Genomic DNA, 19,549 nt, shown 5'->3' on the forward strand with positions numbered 1-19,549 from the left:
GTTATGTCTGTTTTGCGGTGACTGTTGCGGTATAGCATGTGGGTAATGCCTATATCGGTATTGTCGCTGTTACCACTATAGTCATAGTTTTCGTTATATCCGGCTACTGCCTGATGGTAACGGTAATGGTTACGGTTATAGGCGATAAGCCAGTTGCCTACCGGTATGGAATAATGCAGTGCATAACCATGGGTTCCGCTGCCTGTTTTGCCATCATCGCTGAAGTAGCTGTCTTTGCCGCCCAGATCATGGTTGTAGTTGACATAGAATAAATCACTTAATCCTAATGGGTTATCTACCGATAAGGTGGCACCGCCTTGATAGCGCCCAGTTGAATGGCTACCGGAATCGTCTACGCTGAGGCTTAAACGTAAGGGGACGGTGCGCTGAGCCCAGCTAATTACGATATCACTCTGGTTGGGTTCTTCTGCAGGTTCAATCTGGATATCAGCTTCGGCAGTTGGTACTCGACGCAGGTTTTCCAGTCCTTGCTCCAGTTTCCGCAGGTTCAATATGTCTCCTGCTCTGGCTGGAAATTCATTCCGTATATGGCGGATACGCCCAATATGTGTAGTAGCAGCATTGTCCAGATTATAACGAATGGCATGAATGCGCCCCGGTATAACACTTAGTTGTAATTTCCCGCTGCTTAGGTCTTGCGGACTGGCCAGAATACGGGTGGTGGTATAACCACGTTCAATGACGGCATTTTGTGCCAGTGTCATGAGTTGATTAACCCCCTTGGCTCCCAGACACATGCCGGGCGTGAAATGACTCTGACGAATGGCTTTTTTCAGGGCAAACTGAAAACGCCCCGCTTCTTCACCAGTCAAACTGATGCTATTGATAGCAAAGCAGGGTTTTTCATCTGTGATTAGTTTGCCTGCCTGCGGCAGGTTTTCTTCTTCTGGCTGCAAACGCACGTTAATATCCGGCTGCATTTGCTGCTGGAATTGCTGCTGCCGTTGCTGTTCGCGAATAATTTGCTGTTGCTGTTTTCGCTCGAGTTGATCTATCATTTCAGACATCGGTGCAGCATAGACTTGTAACAAGCCACTACCCAACAGATTTACCAACAGAGCAAGTTTCTTTATGTGCATTTTATGCTTATAAATTAGTGTTAATATTAGTAAATTTTAATGGCATTATGTATTAATTTCAACTTAATGCGCTATTGATGAATGACTGCATTCGGTTGGAAAATGTATTGATTGATGTTGAAATCTAGTTAGATAAATGATAAATGGGATAGAAATATATTCTAATATTTTGTTTTTACTGTTGAAAATTTTGTTGCAATTTTAAATTTACTGTTTTTGATATCCGCCATTTTATGTAAAACAATAAAATAAGAAAAGTTAGTTTTTTATGTTGCTTTCTACTAATTTTTTATTATAAAATTATAACTTTTGCTATATTTTTGTATTTATTAGTTTATTTTATTTAATTTTAGCAATATTATTGTTTTTTATTTGTATTAAAGAAAACTTGAATCTGTACACGGAAAATCGGTTAAAAAAACGGCCGGTTCAGACACTAAACCGGCCGGTGTCTGTACTAATGTAACTTTGGTCTGTACGGACATTTTGCTAATTGAATTAATAAAATACTTTAAAGCGTTCGGTGTCATCAATAAAGGTTTTTTCGGGGAAAGGTGCTTCATTGGAACCGAAAGGCATCATTGCATGTAGTTTCCAGCTGGCTGGTATCTGCCATTACCGGTAGTAACTGATCGCTTTCCGTTGTAATATAGACGGCAGAATTAAAAGCTACCACTGGTCAAATTCCTTTATGAATAATGCATTGCATTATCTATATTGCATATTATTAAGTCATTCATTAAAATATACTTTATCTAATAGATATGGGCGTTATAATAGTTAATTCATTGTTATTAGATTTAAATCTATTATGACTCTGCCTTTTTCATCCAATGAGCTTCAGCTAAATATTAAATCAGATTTGGTTTTAAGGGTGGGCAAAATTTGTCTGGCAGCAGGTACTGGTAGTTATCGCATCAAACAGTCAATGCGCCATGTTGCTCATATGCTTGGAGTAGAAAATCAGGCACATATTACACTGACAGAAATCAATTCCACTTGCCGCTGCGAAACACAGTTCAAAACAGAAGTTACTAATATTCAGGGTATTGGTATCAATACTAATAATATTCAATTACTTGAAACGTTGTTAATAGAAGTACAGGCACGTTATCAGGATATGAGTGAAAGTGAGCTTATCTGTTATCTTGACCAATCTCTGGCAATCATTGAAACTCAGCCAGCTCTATATGGTTTGTGTGAGTCAGCTTTGTTTGCTGCTATTGCCTGCTCCTCTTTTACTTTTCTACTTGGTGGTGGTCTGATAGAAATGCTGGGCGTACTGATTGCTTCTGCTTTTGGTCAGGCATTACGGCAGACACTGCTATATAAACATCTAAATCAGTTTGTGGTAACTATGCTGGCTGCTGCAATGGCTTCAAGCCTGTATTTTCTGATTATTGGCGTGAGCTGCTTAATATTAAAAGTAAATATTCAGCATACTGCCGGCTATATAGCTTCGATGCTGTTTTTGATACCCGGCTTTCCATTGATCACAGGTGTATTAGATTTGGCCAAACTGGATTTTTCCTCGGGTATTCAGCGTGTAACCTATGCGGTAATCATAATTTTTTGTGCTACTTTTGCTGCATGGGTGGTTGCTGCGGGCATTCATGTAGCACCAGAGGCAATGCTCACACCCAACCTTTATCCTGTCTGGACGGCTTTTTTCCGCCTAATTGCCAGTTTCTTTGGAGTACTCGGTTTTGCCCTGCTCTTTAACAGTCCGATTAAAACTGCATTGACAACTGCTTTTATTGGTATGTATGCCAATACTCTGCGCCTTGAATTAATAGATTTTGCTAATATTCCCATTCAGGCCGCCTCTTTAATTGCAGCCTTTATTGTTGGTATTAGTGCGTTTTATTTTAGTCATTACATTAAATGCCCGCGCATTGCTCTGTCGGTACCTGCTGTATGTATTATGGTTCCCGGTATCTACATGTTTCGCGCGATGTACTTTGTACAACAAAATGATATGGTTAATGCTATTAACTGGGGCACTCAGGCTTTGCTTATTGTTTTTGCGCTGCCATTAGGCTTGGTGCTGGCACGAGTATGTACAGATAAAGAATGGGCATTTAACCTGTTACCTGCTGATGAACGAAGGTAGTTTGTTTCGCTCTGTTTTGTTTACCAAATAGGTACTCATATAGAATGTTAAATTAAATATAATTTTATAAGAAGTTATTTGCATATTTGGAAATAAAAAAAGATATCTAATTAATTAGATATCTTTTTTTGAATTCTGGTGCCCAGAAGAAGACTCGAACTTCCACACCATTGCTGGTACATGGACCTGAACCATGCGCGTCTACCAATTCCGCCACCTGGGCTTATTCTTTAACACAGCCATTTCGTTGCTATGTTTATTGAAGTTGCGTATTATATATTTTCGGTACACGTTGTCAATAGACATGCTGGCATCCGTGACAACAATTACTGATTTATAAGGAAATTTTTTCGTTTTAAGGAAATATGCCAGATACAGTTTTTATCTGTTTAATTAACTGTTTATGGCATAAAAGTTGATAAGCTAATAATTCTTCGGGTAAAAAATTACTGCAATTTTGGTTGTGATGCTTTATTAAGTTAAATTAGTTAATACTGTCAATTAAACTGGCTATATAACAAATGCTTTATCAGGTACTGATGCGATTTATTATGTTTTAAATATAATATATACTTATCATAGTATATATTATTGTGTCTCTGCCTGATTTGTATCTGATTATGGCTTTGAGTCTGCTTTCATAGATCAATACATAATGCTATTCTTTATTTTGTATAATTTTAGATGACTATAAAAGGTCTTGCTATTTTTTCTGTTACTCAATTATTCTATTTTGAACTAATGATGATGTAAGCTACGTTTTATACAGCTATATTATATTTATAATAATGGAGAAAAATTTCCTGAGCAATGCTTAAACCCATAGTAAAAACACTTAAAAATTTAAGCACTTAACAAATATTGGAAATAAAAAAAGATATCTAATTACTTAGATATCTTTTTTCGAAATTCTGGTGCCCAGAAGAAGACTCGAACTTCCACACCATTGCTGGCACATGGACCTGAACCATGCGCGTCTACCAATTCCGCCATCTGGGCTTTTGCATATATTGCAACTTTCAGTTAAAGTATGTCTTTAACTGAGGAAATGCATTATATATTCTCTAAAGAGATTGTCAATACCCTATGAAAAAAAAATCAGATTTGCGCCATCAAGACCCTTATTTGGAACGAGAATTACAACGTTATCTTAACCCTTTACCCAGCCGTGAATGGATTATTGCTGTTTTGGAAAAAATCGGCATTCCAGTCAAAATGTCGGAGCTGGCACAAAAACTCAATATTACTACTGAAGAAGCCGCTTTTTTTGAACGTCGTTTAAACGCTATGGCACGTGACGGACAGATTTTGATTAATCGCCGTGGTGCTGTTTGTGTAGCCAATAAGCTAGCATTGGTTAAGTGTCGTGTTGAAGTACACAAGGATGATTTTGGTTTTGCTGTACCATTGAATGCGGCAGATGGCAGTGATTTTGTTCTTTATACTCGCCAAATGCGTGGGTTGATGAATGGAGATATTGTTACTGTACGCCCTGCAGGTAACGACCGACGTGGTCGGCGTGAAGGTCAGGTACTAGATGTGATCGAACGCGCTAATCGGGATGTGGTTGGCCGGCTGACTATTGAACATGGTGTGGCCATGCTGGTGCCGGAGGACAAACGTCTGGGTGCAAGTATTGTGTTACAGCCAAAGTCTCTCGGCAAAGCCAAAGCCGGGCAGGTTCTGGTGGCCAGAATTGAGTCATACCCGAATGCTACACAGGCCGCCGTTGCACGTGTTACTGAAATTCTGGGTGATTATGCTGACAGTGGTATGGAAATTGAAATCGCTGTACGAAAGCATCATCTACCTTATCAGTTTAGTCGAGAATGTCTGGCTCAGGCTGCTACAATACCTGATCATGTTAAGGCTGCTGAGCGCAAAAACCGTGTAGATTTGCGTGAACTGCCTCTGATTACTATCGATGGTGAAACTGCGCGCGATTTTGATGATGCGGTATATGCGGAAAAAGTTGGTCGTAATTATCGTTTGGTGGTAGCAATTGCTGATGTCAGCCATTATGTTCATCCTGATGATGCTATTGATCAGGATGCACAGGAACGTGCTACAAGTGTTTATTTTCCACGTCGGGTTATTCCGATGCTGCCAGAAAATCTGTCCAATGGTATTTGCTCGCTTAACCCAAATGTAGAGCGCTTGTGCCTGGTATGCGATATGGTTATTACTTATGCCGGTAATATTAAAAGTTATGAATTTTATCCGGCTGTAATGCGTTCTCATGCACGGCTTACTTATACGCAGGCATGGGACTATATTAGTAATGATCAGTTTGATGATCCGATAAAAACGCATGTAATGAGCCTATATCGTCTGTATCAGATTTTACTGAAAAGACGCTTGCAACGTGGTGCAGTGGAGTTTGAAAGTATTGAAACTCAGATGTTGTTTAACCCACAGGGAAAAATTGAGCGTATTGTGCCTGTTGAACGCAATGAAGCCCATCGCCTGATTGAGGAATGTATGCTGGCAGCCAATGTCTGCGCTGCAGAGTTTCTTAAATACCACAAGCACCCTGCCCTGTACCGCAACCATGCAGGTCCTACCAGTGAGCGGCTAAGCACTTTGCGTGAGCAACTGGCTTTGCTAGGTTTGCAATTGAATGGTGGCGATAATCCTACGCCAAAAGATTATGCAGAACTAAGTGAAAAGATTAAAAACCGGCCAGATCACAATGTCATTGGTGTTATGCTGCTGCGGTCTATGCAGCAGGCAGTATATGAACCACAAAATATTGGTCATTTTGGTTTGGCCTATCCGGCATATACTCACTTTACTTCTCCAATTCGGCGTTATCCTGATCTAACGGTGCACCGTGCCATTAAGGCAATTTTGCAGCACAGGCAGTATCAGCCGCAATCGTGGGCTGATTTAGGAGTACATTGTTCTCTGGCGGAACGCAAAGCTGATAATGCAAGCCGTGATGTTGAAAACTGGCTGAAAACTTACTATATGCAAGACAAGATTGGTGAGGTGTTTTCCGGTACTATTTCAGGCATGGCAAACTTCGGTCTATTTGTTACTCTAGATAATGTTTATATTGATGGCATGATTCACATTAGTGATCTGGGCGAAGACTATTTTAATTTTCATCCTGAGCTGATGGCGATTGTTGGCGAACGTAGTGGTATTCGCTTTAAGCTTGGTGACAAAGTGATGGTGAAAGTAGCCCGCGCTGATCTAGATACAAGCCGGATTGATTTGGTATTGGTCAGCACCAGTAGTGGCAAGCGACGCCAGAAAAAAGATGCACTGAAAACTCAGAAACAGCCTAAGATTTCTGTCAAAAAAACACACAAAATAGTTAACAAAAAGCAAAAAAATACTAGAACCCAAACAGTTACAGGTCAAAACTTTCGTTCAGCCAATACTCGGGGTAAATCAGGTCGCAAAAAATCTTGATTTCAATCTGATTGTTATTAATTCAGTAGCTAGTTTAAGGCAATATATCTGTCTGCTCCGGGTAAATTTGGCACGCTGTAAATAATGATGTTTTTATTATTTATAATCTATAAAGGCTGTTATCTGATATTTTCTCAGCAGCAGCTTTAACTCGGATATTTAACTTTTTCTATAACTGATGTTCTGTGTTACAACAGTTGTATGATAGGTTTTGTTTATGAATATTGAAATTTGCTTATTTTTTTGAGGAGGAGGACTGTTATACTGGTTGAAACCTGTTTACATATCTTTTGCATTAGAAATGTTTTAAGCTTTTAAGCAGTTACCTGTACTGTGTTTGTAATTACACTAATTTTTGTCAATACTGTATCTGAAAGTATAGATTACTACAAGTTTAGTTACTTATTTGTTTTTCTTAATTGTTAATACTGACATATTTACTAAACAGTAATTTTTCATTGAATCATATTACTATGGGTATGATGAAATAAAAAACTGAAGCCTGTAATAACAGACTTCAGCTTTTTATTGGGTATTTACCTGTAATAAGTTAAATACTTTTCAAATATAGGCTATATTTAATTTTTATAGCTTATTTGTTTTTACCGGTAGCAGAAGCAATAGCCAGATTTTCATTGCGATTTAAGGCAACGCTGGTAACGCCTTCTGGGAACACGAGATCAGACAGGTGACGAATTTCACCAGCACGGATAGTAGCAACATCCAGCTCCATCACGGCAGGAATGTTTTTCGGCAATGTATTCACTTCTACGCTGGTAGCCAACAAGGATACACGGCCACTCTGCAATTTCTCTGCTGGAGAAATAGCTGCATTTAACAAGTGTAATGGAACACGGATATTGATGGCTTTGTTTGCATCAACAGCCTGAAAATCAATGTGCTGTACCTGCTGTTTAAATGGGTGCATCTGGAAATCACGTACGATAACGTCGTAGGTTTTACCACTAACATCCAGTTTGATAATAGCAGTATGGAAAGATTCTTTTTCCAGTGCATACCATAAGGTACGATGATCTACAGTAATAGCTACCGGTTCGGTTCCTTCACCGTACAATACAGCCGGTACTTTACCTTCGCGACGCAGGCGGCGGCTCGCACCAGTGCCCTGAGCTTCACGGATTTCTGCTTTAATTTCGTAAGACATAACTACTCCAAGGTTAATAATGCCATCATCGGCCGCGACCAGCTTAAGACGGCTAGGGGTATTAAGGGAGAAACATTGCTCCCGGTATGGCCACATCTTCATTAAAGAGATATGACACAGATTCTTCGTTGCTGATACGGCGTACAGTTTCTGCCAGTAAGCCGGAAATACTTACCTGACGGATACGTTCACATTTCTGTGCAGCTTCCGATAATGGAATGGTATCCGTTACCACTACCTGATCAATTTCTGATGAGGCAATTCGTTCGATTGCTGCACCGGAAAATACTGGATGAGTGGCATAGGCCAGTACGCGTTCTGCACCGCGCTCTTTTAGCGCTGATGCAGCTTTACATAGGGTATTGGCAGTATCGATCATGTCATCAATAATCAGACAGGTACGATTCTGAACTTCACCAATAATATTCATTACTTCGGCCACATTGGCTTTTGGCCGGCGCTTATCAATAATGGCTAAATCAGTACCCAGAGTTTTGGCTACGGCGCGGGCGCGCACTACGCCACCGATATCGGGGCTGACTACTGTCAGATTATCGATTCGCTGTTTTTCAATGTCGTGCACCAGAATAGGTGTGGCATAGATATTGTCAACCGGAATATCAAAAAAGCCCTGAATCTGGTCAGCATGTAAGTCAACAGTGAGTACACGGTCAATACCGGCAGAATACAGCATATTGGCTACTAGTTTAGCTGAAATCGGTACCCGAACTGAGCGCGGGCGGCGATCCTGACGTGCATAGCCAAAATAAGGTATGGCAGCGGTAATCCGGCCGGCAGAAGCACGCTTGAGTGCGTCAGCCATGGTAAGGATTTCCATTAAATTATCATTGGTTGGCGCGCAGGTAGGTTGTACGATAAATACATCACGACCGCGTACATTTTCTAGTAATTCAATTGCAATTTCGCCGTCAGAGAATTTTCCTACCGAAGCACGTCCCAGAGAAATATCCAAATGTCTGGCTACGTTATTAGCCAGCTCCGGGTTTGCATTGCCGGTAAACACCATCAAACTGTCGTATGCTGCCATTTCTGTTGTACCTGAGTCCTGTTTAGGTTTGGTTTGGTTTGTATGAGGTAGATTAAACATTTAATCCAAGGCTTTCATATCACCACTGATGCTGGTGTATCTGTCATTTAAACAAGTAGTGAATATCAACCGGACAAAGTGGTTTTACTTTTCTTTCTCTCGGTCTGCATCCATTACGTTACTTTTAAATTTAAAAGTAATAACCACCTCTTTTAAAAAGATTTTCCAGTATGCACTGGCTAGCTACAAGTATCGGGGCTGAAACTGATTTAATCAATGGTTTTTACTGATATTTGATAGCAGCATGGCAAAATAGTGACACCATTTTATTTCAATGATTGAATCTATATTCTGTTCTACCCTTTAACTGGTTTTTCTTACCACAAAATGTGAAAGCTGCTTATACATTCTGTAACATCATTATGCCTGTATGAAGCCAGTATACTGATTTTCATCCAGACAGCCGAGCATGGTAATAATTATATCACTTCTGGCGATATACACATGCTCTTACGTAACAATTTGTCGTTTACACATTAAATAAGCGTGTAAGTAAACTTACACGCTTATTTTAATTGGCTGGGGAGGTAGGATTCGAACCTACGCATACCGGAATCAGAATCCGGGGTCTTAACCACTTGACGACTCCCCAAAAGGGTTTACTGCCTAAATACTCTAAATGTGGCTGGGGAGGTAGGATTCGAACCTACGCATACTGGGATCAAAACCCAGTGTCTTAACCACTTGACGACTCCCCAATGCTTTTTGTATTAAGCAATTGGCTGGGGAGGTAGGATTCGAACCTACGCATACTGGGATCAAAACCCAGTGTCTTAACCACTTGACGACTCCCCAACAACACACATCATTGATAAAATGGATGCCTCGCTAATGAAGCAACGCAATACGCCTGATGCGCGTGAGAAACTTTATTGTAAACAGCTTGTGCGGCACTTTCAGAATCAAATGACAAAAATACGCATGCACCAGAACCACTCATCATTGGTGAACCATATTCAGCCAAAACATCAAATGCTGCTTTTACTGCTGGATACTCAGCCAAAACAACGCTTTGCATATCATTGCACCAGTGCTGTCCTGCTTGGAAGTCTGGCATTATGCGTGGCTTAGAATCACGTGTCAAGTCTTTATGTGCAAATATTTTCGGTGTACTAACGTGCACAGGAGGCTTGATAATCACATACCATTGTTTCGGCAAGGATATCGGACTTAAAACTTCACCAATGCCACGAGCGAACGCACTCTGACCAAAAATAAAAAATGGCACATCTGCACCCAATTGCACCCCTAGCTGCAATAATTGTGCCTTATTCAGGCTAAGCTGCCACAAACGGTTGAGTGCCATTAATACTACTGCTGCATCTGCACTACCACCACCTAGTCCTCCTCCGATGGGAATCTGTTTATCCAACCAGATATCCACGCCCTGCCGTGTACCCGTATGACTACGCAGTAACTGTGCTGCACGCACACATAAATCCTGCTCTGCCATAATTTCGTCAATTGGTGTATGCATTGCTATATGGCCATTATTGTTTACTCTGAGCCAGATTTGGTCATACAGTTCAATTAGGGTGAAGATGCTTTCAAGTAAATGGTAGCCATCAGCACGCCTGCCGATAATTCGCAAATCAAGGTTCAGTTTGGCTGGTACCAGAAAATGATGAGCATCAGCTGCCGGATGTAAATTATTCATGTTCTGCTATTTATTAAATTCAGAAAAGTCTTTGACGCAATTCACATTGCGATGATATCTGGCTGGCAGTATCTGTATATTCATCAAAAACCAGTCTGATGTCAAAACGTGCATTATTTAGCTGAATAATGCGCGGATTACGGCTGCCATTTTGCAGCTGGCGCTGGATAATCCAGCCAGACTGTTTTAGCTTGCCATCTGGCAGTAACTGGTACGGTTCATCTGCAATCCAGTAACCTTGCACCCACTGATTAAGATGATCAAATGGCAGCGCAAAACCAAGCATACGCTGGCTTAATTCTTCTATGCTGGTGGCAGTGATAATCTGTCCTTTGCTATCCTCCGCAATTACTCCAATGTTGTCACGACACAAAATACCTACGCTGTTACCCAATGGTGTTTTGACTTCTATAGTTTGCACTGCGCCTAAATTCTGCCAGCTAAAGTTGGCATAAGTACCCTTACCCTGATCTTTAATAGCCAGTCGGCCTGAACTATCAAAACTGGAAACGGCCTGTTCATTACTAGCCTGCCAGTCTGAGGCTGTAGTTACTTTTTTCTGTACCAGACTACTACAGGCGCTTAAGACTAAGCTCAGGACAACTACTGCTGGCACATAAAGACGTGGCTTACACAAAAATGAATACATTGTCTTCCATTTCGGTAATTGTGATGGCGTTTATTGTAACGGTATGGCTAGCAACTGTATGTACTCAGACATGTTAATTTTCTGGTTATTTACAGATGTGAATCAGTAGCTGCCGTTTACACGATGTATATGCGGCAGCTTTTGCGATATGAAGATAATCTGATTGACTATTTAAGTTCAGCTCATAACCGTTATTGGTCTGATTTATTGATCTGGTGGCGCAGATGCAGACAAGCTTACCGGATTTACAGCAAATTTTTTCAAAGTCTGCTGTAAAACTTTCTGGTCTGAGTTTTTATTAGTTAGCCCTTGCGCCCAGATTTGCCGTGCCTGCTCCTGTTTCCCTAATTGCCACAGCACTTCACCCAAATGTGCGGCAACGGTACTGTCCTGCACAGTTTGGTAAGCAGAGCGTAATAGAGGTAAGGCTTTTTCCGGATCGCCATTAAGATAATACGCCCAGCCCAAACTATCTTGAATCACTTCAGATTTCCCGTCTAACTGATTTGCATGTTGCAGAATAGTTAGTGCCTCGGCCCAGTAGCGTTTGTGCATACTTAGCATGGTATAGCCCAGATTATTCCACCCATCAGCACTATCAGGATTCAATTTGATTAAGGCACGAAAATCTTCTACTGCTTTTTTCGGCTGATCCAGATTTTCTGCATAAGCCAGACCACGCATATACAGGATTAATTCCACAGGTTTGCTATCGTGCGTGATATTAGCAAGCTGCTGGGCTTCTTTCAGATGCTGTGTCAGTTTATGTACATAGGCTTTTGGCTGAAGTATTTTACGATCAATGTAAATTGAAAGTTCAAGTGCATAAAAGTTATCAGAATTTGCTGACTGCTGATTGTTCTGGTTTATGCGTTGCAACCATTGTTGGGCTGCTGGTATGTTGTTTTGCTCTACTTCAATTATGCCCATCAGATAGGCTTTATTTGTAGCAAATTTATTATCTGTCACCTTGCTTAACCACTCTTGTGCTGCAGCATTATTTTTATTGAGATAAAAATAAGATGCAGCATGAAGCGCTGCTTCACTGCGCTGGCTGGCATTACCTTCTTGAATCACTTTATTAACGTTATCAATAAAAACCGGTGCATTTGTATTCATAACTTCCAATAATCTGACTCTTCTCAGATAAAGCTCTGCATCGGCATGAGCTATTTCTGTTTTTGCAGTTGTAAGTGGCAAGCTGGCCGGTTTAATTCCATGCTTATCCAAAATCTGATTCAAAACTTTATGATCACTTTTTTTGTTAAGCCAGCCCTGAGCCCATATTTGGCGGGCTTCGTTTTCACGCCCTAGTTGCCAGTAAATTTCACCCAGATGGGCTGCTACTTCGCTTTCAGGTTGATGCTGATAGGCATATTCAAGCAAAGGCAGTGCTTTCTCGGCATCTCCATTGAGAAAGTATGCCCAGCCCAGACTGTCATTAACAGCCGGAGAATGGCTGTTTAGAGAATAAGCCTGTTCCAGCAACTTCTGGGCTTCTGGCCAGTTTTCTTTAGGCATGCTTAGTAAAGTATAACCCAGTGCATTAAGGCCATCTATCTGATTAGGCCGCATCTGAACAAAGCGGCGCATGTCTGCCACTGCTTTTGCTGGTTCATTCAATTTATCTGCATATAATAGTCCCCGCAGCAGTAATAATGGCGGAACATCCTGTTCTTGTGTTTTGGCGCTGCTCTGCTCGGCTTTCGCCAGCATTCTATTCAGATATTGTTCATACTGACGGTTTGTGAGTGAGGAGCTGTTTATAAATGTTTGCAGTCGCAGTAAATCTCTGGAACTGAAAAATGTGCCCTGTTTACTGGCAGACTGGGCTTTATTCAGCCATTTTTGTGCTGCTGACCAGTGTTTTTCTTCCGCTTCCAATGAACACATCATGAGCGCCTGATCAAAGGCAAACTGTGGATCATCGGCTTTTGCTGCCCATGAGCGGGAAGCAGGCAGATTATGCTCATCATAGTAGCGCATGGCTACCATCATTGCTGCTTTACTGCGCTGATTGCGATTACCTAGTTCAGCAATTCTTTCTGCATATGAAGCAATGGTAGCTGTATCTGATTTCTGGCTGACTGCCAGATAAGCCGCCTGCAAATACAGGTCTGCACTTTTGCTTTTAACCAGCAATGGTTGCAGAGTTTGGTATGCCTCCTGTAATTTGTTATTTTTAATTAGCAATTCTATATAGAGGCTTTGCCATTTAGCCGGCATGGTCTCGACGCCGGTTTGCTGATAGAAATCCAGCAAATATTGTGGTTGTTTAAGATTAATCAGATTCAGCGTAAGCTGGCTGGCAGGAAAGATATCTGTATCCAGACGCAACAGTGATTGTAATGCTTTGATGGTTTGTTCTTCGTGAGCACCAGTTACGCCATAAATAGCATCAGCAATTAATGCTTCTGCCATTTCTGGATGCAAAACTGCCGTTTTGTGAATTGGAGTATTTAGCTCATCAGTGGCATTTAGATTGTTTAACCTGAATTGCGCCAGTTTTAAAAACAGCCGGCGTAGCTGGTAATCGTTGGCATTCGACAACACTGCATCTGTATTTTTCAGTACTTGTGGCACATCTCTCTTTGCTATAGCCAGCTCCCACATCAGGCGCTGTTTGGCTGGCGTCTCTGTCGGCTGGATTTGCTGCCAGCGATCAGCAATAGTTTGCGCCTCTGTGATTTTATTGGCACCTAGCGCCATTTCCATAGCCCGCGCAGCGACTTCGGGTTCCTGCGTATGTTCAAGCATACGCATGTCTGCGGCCAAAGCAGCATCGGTTTTACCCTGAGAATAGGTAAGTTCGCTAGCAAACAGAGTAAAAATATCATTGGCTCGCCCGGCAATAGTCAAACGCCGTTGCAAGGATACGATATCATCCGGAGTGGTAATTTGATTTACGCGCTCAATTTTGGTTTGAATCAATGGTACCGATGTCTGCCGTTTCTGAGTACTGTTTGCATTGGCTAAACTTGCAGCCATCAAACTTAAAACAATTGGGGTAATACGATGAATCCAATGAGGCATTAAACTTCTCCATGTATGCTGATCAGTTATCGTGTACACTGACTTATAAATAATAACTATTTTCCAGTAAAGGAAATTTTTACTTTCTATTCATTGCAGAATCTGTTCAGTTGCCAGCAGTGATTCAGACAATTGATACAGGAATATCCGTCACCCATTTAAGATTAAACTATTAAGGTAAAATAATTGCTACTTTAACACAGGCATTTTCAGCTGCGCATGACTTATGTTAATTTTATCTGCTTATAGTTTAAGCAACATGGGCTTTCAAATTTATTTTTATGATGCTATTGTATCGATTTTATTCTGGATTTTATAGTTAAATCATGCCTGAACTGCCTGAAGTAGAAACTACTCTGCGTGGAATTACTCCTTTTATTCTGAATCAGACTATTTCACAAGTAGAAGTGCGTCAATCGCGTTTGCGCTGGCCTGTGATGGATAATCTTGGTTCACTGCTTGAGGGGGAAAAGGTTCAATCTGTTAAACGCCGAGCTAAATATCTGTTAATTGAGCTGGATTCTGGCACGCTGATCATTCATCTGGGCATGTCTGGCAATTTGCGTGTCTTCACGGATTTTAGCGCTCCCCCAGTAAAAAAACATGATCATCTGGATATTGTTTTTGCTAATGGTACTCTGCTGCGTTTTCATGACCCCAGACGCTTTGGGGCAGTATTATGGTTTGTTGGCCTGATTGAGCGCCACCCATTACTGGCTAATCTTGGGCCGGAACCACTAAGTGAAGATTTTAATGCTGATTATCTACAGCAAAAACTGGCCAAACAGAAGCGTGCGATTAAGCTAGCAATCATGGATAATAAAACGGTGGTTGGTGTAGGCAATATCTATGCTAATGAGGCTTTATTCCGCACTGGCATTCATCCAGCCACCATAGCCATGCATTTGGACAAAATGCAGGTTAGCGCGCTGACTGAAGCAATCAAACAGATATTGCAGGAGGCAATCAGCGCTGGGGGCAGCACCCTGCGCGATTTTGTGAATAGTGCTGGCAATAGTGGCTATTTTCAGCTACAACATCATGTATACGGGCGAGCAGGAGAACTGTGTCCGCAGTGTGGCCATCCGATTAAGAAAATGGTTTTAGGACAGCGTAGCAGTTTTTACTGTCCTCAATGCCAGCGATGATGATTAATAATAATGACAAAATCACAATATACTTCTTTACTTACCCGCTGTACACGTATTATCAGACTGGCGTTATGGCTACGAAAAACCATCAGGCGTGTGAAGCGCTTCAACAGCCTGAATGCAACTGAACGTAATAATGAGTTAGTCTCAATTGCGCAAAATTTACTGCATATATTGCATGTAAAAGTAAAACCTGAACAGGCAATGCCAGATACAGCCAGTATGCCATGGCTAACTGTTGCCAATCATGTTACTTGGCTGGATATTTTCGTATTGATGGCTTATATTCCGGGTGGTTTTATCGCCAAACAAAGTATCAAGTCTTGGCCTGTATTGGGCAAACTGGTCACTAATGGTGGCACAGTTTACATTAACAGGCAGTCACGGCAGGATATTAATCCGGTGATTAATGCTATTGAGCAGGCTCTGCACGAAGGTAAGAATGTGCTGTTTTTTCCCGAAGCCTACACTTCGGAGGGTTTAACAACGCTACCGTTTAAGGCTGCTTTGTTTCAGGCAGCCATCGATGCAGACAGACCGGTAATGCCGGTAGCAATTCGCTATTACGATATGCAGGGACAGCGCACTCCGAAAGTAGCCTTTGTTGGCAAAACTACTTTACTGCGCAGTCTGTGGAATATAGTTTCTCTGCCGGAAATCATGGTAAAGGTTGATTTTGCTGCTTTACTGAACGCTGATGATAATAAAATTACTGATCGTTTCAAACTAAAAACTCAGGCTGAAGATTTTATTCGGGCAAGAGTACTCAGCGATAGCCCGATTACATCTATTAATGCATCAGCAGATAATATATCTTCTCAATAACGGCGATCTGATATTCAATTCAAGAATAAACTATTAATCTAAGGTGATAAACGCTGTTTAATCCATAGGTTATTTTGCTTTATGTACTGGATACGATCATGTAGACGACTTGGCCGCCCTTGCCAAAATTCAACCTGCTCGGGCTGTACCAGATAACCACCCCAATGAGGTGGTCGCGGTACATCCAGCAGATATTTTGCACCCAATTTTGCTGCCCGTGCTATCAGCTCAGTCTTGCTACTGATAACTGTACTCTGTTCACTTGCCCATGCACCAATACGGCTGCTATATGGCCGGGAATGAAAATACGCATCGGAATCAGCAGCAGGCAATTGATGCACTGCTCCTTCGACCCGCACCTGACGTTCCAGCTCCGGCCAGAAAAATGTGAGTGCTGCATAGGGGTTATGGCTTAAAGAGCAACCTTTGCGACTATGATAATTGGTGAAAAACACAAATCCCTGTGCTGTTACTTCTTTTAACAACACAATGCGCGCATTGGGGCGTCCATGCTGATCAACAGTTGCAATGTTCATGGCTGTGGGTTCATTCACTTTGGCATGCATGGCTGCCGTCAACCACTTTTGGAACTGTTCCAGCGGATTGGCACTACATTCAGCCTCACTGAGTGACTGTTTGCTGTAGTCCTGACGAATATCGTGTAAATCCAGATTATTCATGATGTTTGTTTATGCATGCAAAAAATTTATTTATAGTGTCAATAGACTTGATTGGCTGCTTTTTCGGCACTAATAGCGTATAATTATCCGATTTAACAGCTTTATACTTAATCAGAATATAAAGTCTGGTTGGCAATCATCCTACCCGCGGTAGCGGGTAAACGCAAATTACTTCAGGTAACATGTCTTTAACCGTTATCGGGCTGAATCACCAAACTGCCCCTGTTTCCATACGTGAACGTTTGGCTTTTCCCGCCGTCATGCTGGCAGAAGCCTTGGCTGCACTTGGCAGTGAGGCGGAGATTGCGGAAGCGATGATTTTGTCTACCTGCAACCGTACAGAAATCTATTGTATTGGAGATGCTACCGCGGTAATACGCTGGCTCTCCAGCTACCATCAGTTACCGCTGGCTGAATTTGCGCCCTATTTATACCAGCTCCATGACAGAGAGGCCGTGCAGCATGTCTTTCGCGTAGCATGTGGTCTGGACTCAATGGTTCTGGGTGAACCACAGATTCTGGGACAATTAAAAGAAGCCGTGCGCATGGCACGTAACCAGCATACATTACACCAGCATTTGAATGCATTATTTGAAAAAACCTTTGCCGCAGCAAAAGAAATTCGTAATGAAAGTGCAGTTGGTGAAAATTCAGTATCTATGGCTGCTGCCGCAGTAAAAATGGCTGCCCAGATTTTTCCTGATATTTCTGCATTGAATGTCTTAATGGTGGGGGCCGGTGAAATGATTGAACTGGTTGCTACCTATTTTGCAGCAGAACATCCGCAGCGTCTGACTGTACTAAATCGTACACTGACACGGGCACAGGAATTGTGCAGCAAACTGAATGGCGGAGCTGATGCCCGCATATTAACTGATTTACCTCAAATTCTGCCTGAATACGATGTGGTTGTATCTTCTACTGCCAGCCCGTTTCCGGTTATTGGCAAAGGTTTGGTAGAGCGAGCACTGAAACAACGGCGTGGTATGCCCATGTTTCTGCTCGACTTGGCGGTGCCGCGTGATATTGAAGCTGAAGCGGGCGAACTGAACGATGCATATCTGTATAGTGTTGATGACATGATCAATATTGTGCAACACGGTCAGGTTGCACGGCAACAGGCTGCCGCTGCTGCTGAAAAGATGGTAACCAGCAAAGTAGCTGAATTTATTGCCTGGCAACAAACCCGCAACAGTGTTCCTTTAATTCGTGCTTTGCGCACTCATGGAGAAGAACAACGCTGCAAGGCCGTAGCTAAAGCACTACGCCGACTGCGTAAGGGTACGTCCATTGAAGAAGTGCTGCAACGTCTCAGCCACGAGCTAACCAATAGTCTCTTGCATGCACCCACCAGAGCATTGAATAAAGACAGCCAGCAGCATCCCGAGCTGGCTGAAGCCATCAGCCTGATTTATCACCTGCACGGCCAGAAGCGGCAGCGTTAGTGTGTTATTCAGAACCCAGTGCTCACTACACCTACTCAATACAGCTTTGATTAACTAATAGCTTAATTTAATACGGAATACCAGATGAAACCTTCATTGATAGACAAGTTACAGCATCTGACGGAGCGTCTGGAGGAAGTAACCGCTTTGCTGGCTTCTCCTGACGTCACTAATAATATTGACGAATATCGTCGCCTGACTCGCGAACATGCTGAACTTACCCCGGTGGTAGAAACCTACCGCCTGTATACACAAGCAGAAACCGATCTTGCCGCAGCAGAAGAAATGCTTGCAGATCCAGAATTAAAAGAATTTGCAGCAGAAGAAATCAATAACGCACGCAGCCAGATTACGCAACTAGATAGTGAATTGCAAAAACTGCTGCTACCAAAAGATGAAGATGACGATAAAAATATTTTTATTGAAATCCGTGCTGGCACCGGTGGTGATGAAGCAGCCTTGTTTGCCGGTGATTTGCTGCGTATGTATACCCGATTTGCTGAGCGCATGGGCTGGCAAGTAGAAATTGTATCCGCCAGTGAAAGCGATCTGGGTGGCTATAAAGAAGTAATTGCTCGCATTGCCGGTATGAATGTTTACAGCCAGCTCAAATTCGAGTCCGGTGGACATCGGGTGCAACGCGTACCTACCACTGAAAGTCAGGGCAGAATTCATACCTCTGCCTGCACTGTAGCCATCATGCCTGAGGCTGATGAAGTAGCCGAAGTACAATTGAATCCTAACGATTTACGTATTGATACCTTCCGTGCTTCCGGTGCTGGCGGCCAGCATATTAATAAAACCGATTCAGCTGTACGCATTACTCATTTGCCTACCGGAATGGTGGTGGAGTGTCAGGATGGCCGGTCGCAGCATGCTAATAAAGCACAGGCGATGCGTGTTCTCGCTTCCCGTCTGTATGAGCAGCAGAAACATGCAGCACAAGCCAAGGAAGCAGCGGAGCGCAAAAGCCTGATTGGCAGTGGCGACCGCAGTGAACGTATTCGTACTTATAATTATCCCCAAGGCAGGGTGACCGATCATCGCATAAATCTCACCTTACACAAACTAGACTTTATTATGGACGGAGATTTGGGTGAACTGACGCAGGCACTGATTGCCGAGCATCAGGCTCAGCAGCTGGCCCTGCTGAGCAATGCCAGCTAAGTCATTAAAAAAGCTGTTCTGAATACCAGAACAGCT

General features: G+C 42.2%; 13 protein-coding genes and 5 tRNA genes. 6 read left to right on the forward strand and 12 right to left on the reverse strand.

Translation table 11 applies throughout. The features are described 5' to 3' along the window. On the reverse strand, nucleotides 1-1,100 hold a 1,100-nt coding region (locus BHC51_RS03635), incomplete at its 3' end, for a ShlB/FhaC/HecB family hemolysin secretion/activation protein (protein ID WP_143558745.1). 811 nt (nucleotides 1,101-1,911) lie between these two features. On the opposite strand from BHC51_RS03635, the gene BHC51_RS03645 reads away from it, so the two are divergent. Beyond that, nucleotides 1,912-3,213: a threonine/serine exporter family protein gene (locus BHC51_RS03645; protein ID WP_100153345.1), complete on the forward strand. Its 1,302-nt coding sequence runs from the start codon at nucleotides 1,912-1,914 to the stop codon at nucleotides 3,211-3,213. Between the two features lie 136 nt (nucleotides 3,214-3,349). On the opposite strand, the gene BHC51_RS03650 is transcribed toward BHC51_RS03645, so the two are convergent. Both BHC51_RS03650 and BHC51_RS03655 read right to left on the reverse strand, forming a co-directional pair. Then, nucleotides 3,350-3,436, reverse strand: a tRNA-Leu gene (locus BHC51_RS03650). A 689-nt stretch (nucleotides 3,437-4,125) separates the two neighbouring features. Then, nucleotides 4,126-4,212: transfer RNA gene (locus tag BHC51_RS03655), tRNA-Leu, on the reverse strand. 87 nt (nucleotides 4,213-4,299) lie between these two features. Between BHC51_RS03655 and rnr the strand changes: the two genes are divergently transcribed. Beyond that, nucleotides 4,300-6,633 (forward strand): ribonuclease R, encoded by a 2,334-nt coding sequence (gene rnr, locus BHC51_RS03660; protein WP_100153346.1) that lies wholly within the window; start codon nucleotides 4,300-4,302, stop codon nucleotides 6,631-6,633. Nucleotides 6,634-7,225: 592 nt separating this feature from the next. Here rnr and BHC51_RS03665 read toward each other — a convergent pair. From BHC51_RS03665 to BHC51_RS03700, 8 genes are all read right to left on the reverse strand, one after another. Continuing rightward, nucleotides 7,226-7,798, reverse strand: coding sequence for a 50S ribosomal protein L25/general stress protein Ctc (locus BHC51_RS03665; RefSeq protein ID WP_100100696.1), 573 nt, complete (start codon nucleotides 7,796-7,798; stop codon nucleotides 7,226-7,228). Between the two features lie 61 nt (nucleotides 7,799-7,859). After that, nucleotides 7,860-8,846, reverse strand: coding sequence for a ribose-phosphate pyrophosphokinase (locus BHC51_RS03670; protein ID WP_100090315.1), 987 nt, complete (start codon nucleotides 8,844-8,846; stop codon nucleotides 7,860-7,862). Nucleotides 8,847-9,422: 576 nt separating this feature from the next. Then, nucleotides 9,423-9,498 (reverse strand) — tRNA-Gln (locus BHC51_RS03675). Between the two features lie 30 nt (nucleotides 9,499-9,528). Beyond that, a tRNA-Gln gene (locus tag BHC51_RS03680) sits at nucleotides 9,529-9,604 on the reverse strand. A gap of 21 nt (nucleotides 9,605-9,625) precedes the next feature. Continuing rightward, nucleotides 9,626-9,701, reverse strand: a tRNA-Gln gene (locus tag BHC51_RS03685). Nucleotides 9,702-9,711: 10 nt separating this feature from the next. After that, nucleotides 9,712-10,563 carry a 4-(cytidine 5'-diphospho)-2-C-methyl-D-erythritol kinase gene (gene ispE, locus BHC51_RS03690; protein WP_100153347.1) on the reverse strand — a complete coding sequence of 284 codons (852 nt, stop codon included), beginning with the start codon at nucleotides 10,561-10,563 and terminating at the stop codon, nucleotides 9,712-9,714. Nucleotides 10,564-10,582: 19 nt separating this feature from the next. Further along, the gene (lolB, locus tag BHC51_RS03695) at nucleotides 10,583-11,212 is read right to left on the reverse strand and encodes a lipoprotein insertase outer membrane protein LolB (protein ID WP_100153348.1); all 630 of its coding nucleotides are present in this window, start codon (nucleotides 11,210-11,212) and stop codon (nucleotides 10,583-10,585) included. Between the two features lie 204 nt (nucleotides 11,213-11,416). Then, a complete protein-coding gene (locus tag BHC51_RS03700; protein WP_100153349.1) occupies nucleotides 11,417-14,245 on the reverse strand; it encodes a tetratricopeptide repeat protein in 2,829 nt (942 codons plus the stop codon). A gap of 326 nt (nucleotides 14,246-14,571) precedes the next feature. On the opposite strand from BHC51_RS03700, the gene mutM reads away from it, so the two are divergent. Both mutM and BHC51_RS03710 read left to right on the forward strand, forming a co-directional pair. After that, the gene (mutM, locus tag BHC51_RS03705; RefSeq protein WP_100153350.1) at nucleotides 14,572-15,393 is read left to right on the forward strand and encodes a bifunctional DNA-formamidopyrimidine glycosylase/DNA-(apurinic or apyrimidinic site) lyase; all 822 of its coding nucleotides are present in this window, start codon (nucleotides 14,572-14,574) and stop codon (nucleotides 15,391-15,393) included. Between the two features lie 12 nt (nucleotides 15,394-15,405). After that, a complete protein-coding gene (locus BHC51_RS03710; RefSeq protein WP_100123817.1) occupies nucleotides 15,406-16,221 on the forward strand; it encodes a lysophospholipid acyltransferase family protein in 816 nt (271 codons plus the stop codon). A gap of 38 nt (nucleotides 16,222-16,259) precedes the next feature. Here BHC51_RS03710 and pdxH read toward each other — a convergent pair whose 3' ends face one another. Further along, nucleotides 16,260-16,892 (reverse strand): pyridoxamine 5'-phosphate oxidase, encoded by a 633-nt coding sequence (gene pdxH, locus BHC51_RS03715; RefSeq protein ID WP_100100708.1) that lies wholly within the window; start codon nucleotides 16,890-16,892, stop codon nucleotides 16,260-16,262. Nucleotides 16,893-17,083: 191 nt separating this feature from the next. Between pdxH and hemA the strand changes: the two genes are divergently transcribed. Both hemA and prfA read left to right on the forward strand, forming a co-directional pair. Next, nucleotides 17,084-18,346 carry a glutamyl-tRNA reductase gene (hemA, locus tag BHC51_RS03720; RefSeq protein ID WP_100153351.1) on the forward strand — a complete coding sequence of 421 codons (1,263 nt, stop codon included), beginning with the start codon at nucleotides 17,084-17,086 and terminating at the stop codon, nucleotides 18,344-18,346. Between the two features lie 84 nt (nucleotides 18,347-18,430). Further along, complete coding sequence (gene prfA / locus BHC51_RS03725) at nucleotides 18,431-19,513, forward strand: peptide chain release factor 1 (protein ID WP_100100689.1); 1,083 nt, start codon at nucleotides 18,431-18,433, stop codon at nucleotides 19,511-19,513. The last annotated feature ends 36 nt before the right edge of the window (nucleotides 19,514-19,549 follow it).

It is taken from the genome of Snodgrassella alvi (assembly GCF_002777745.1).
Taxonomy (GTDB): Bacteria; Pseudomonadota; Gammaproteobacteria; order Burkholderiales; family Neisseriaceae; genus Snodgrassella; species Snodgrassella alvi_D.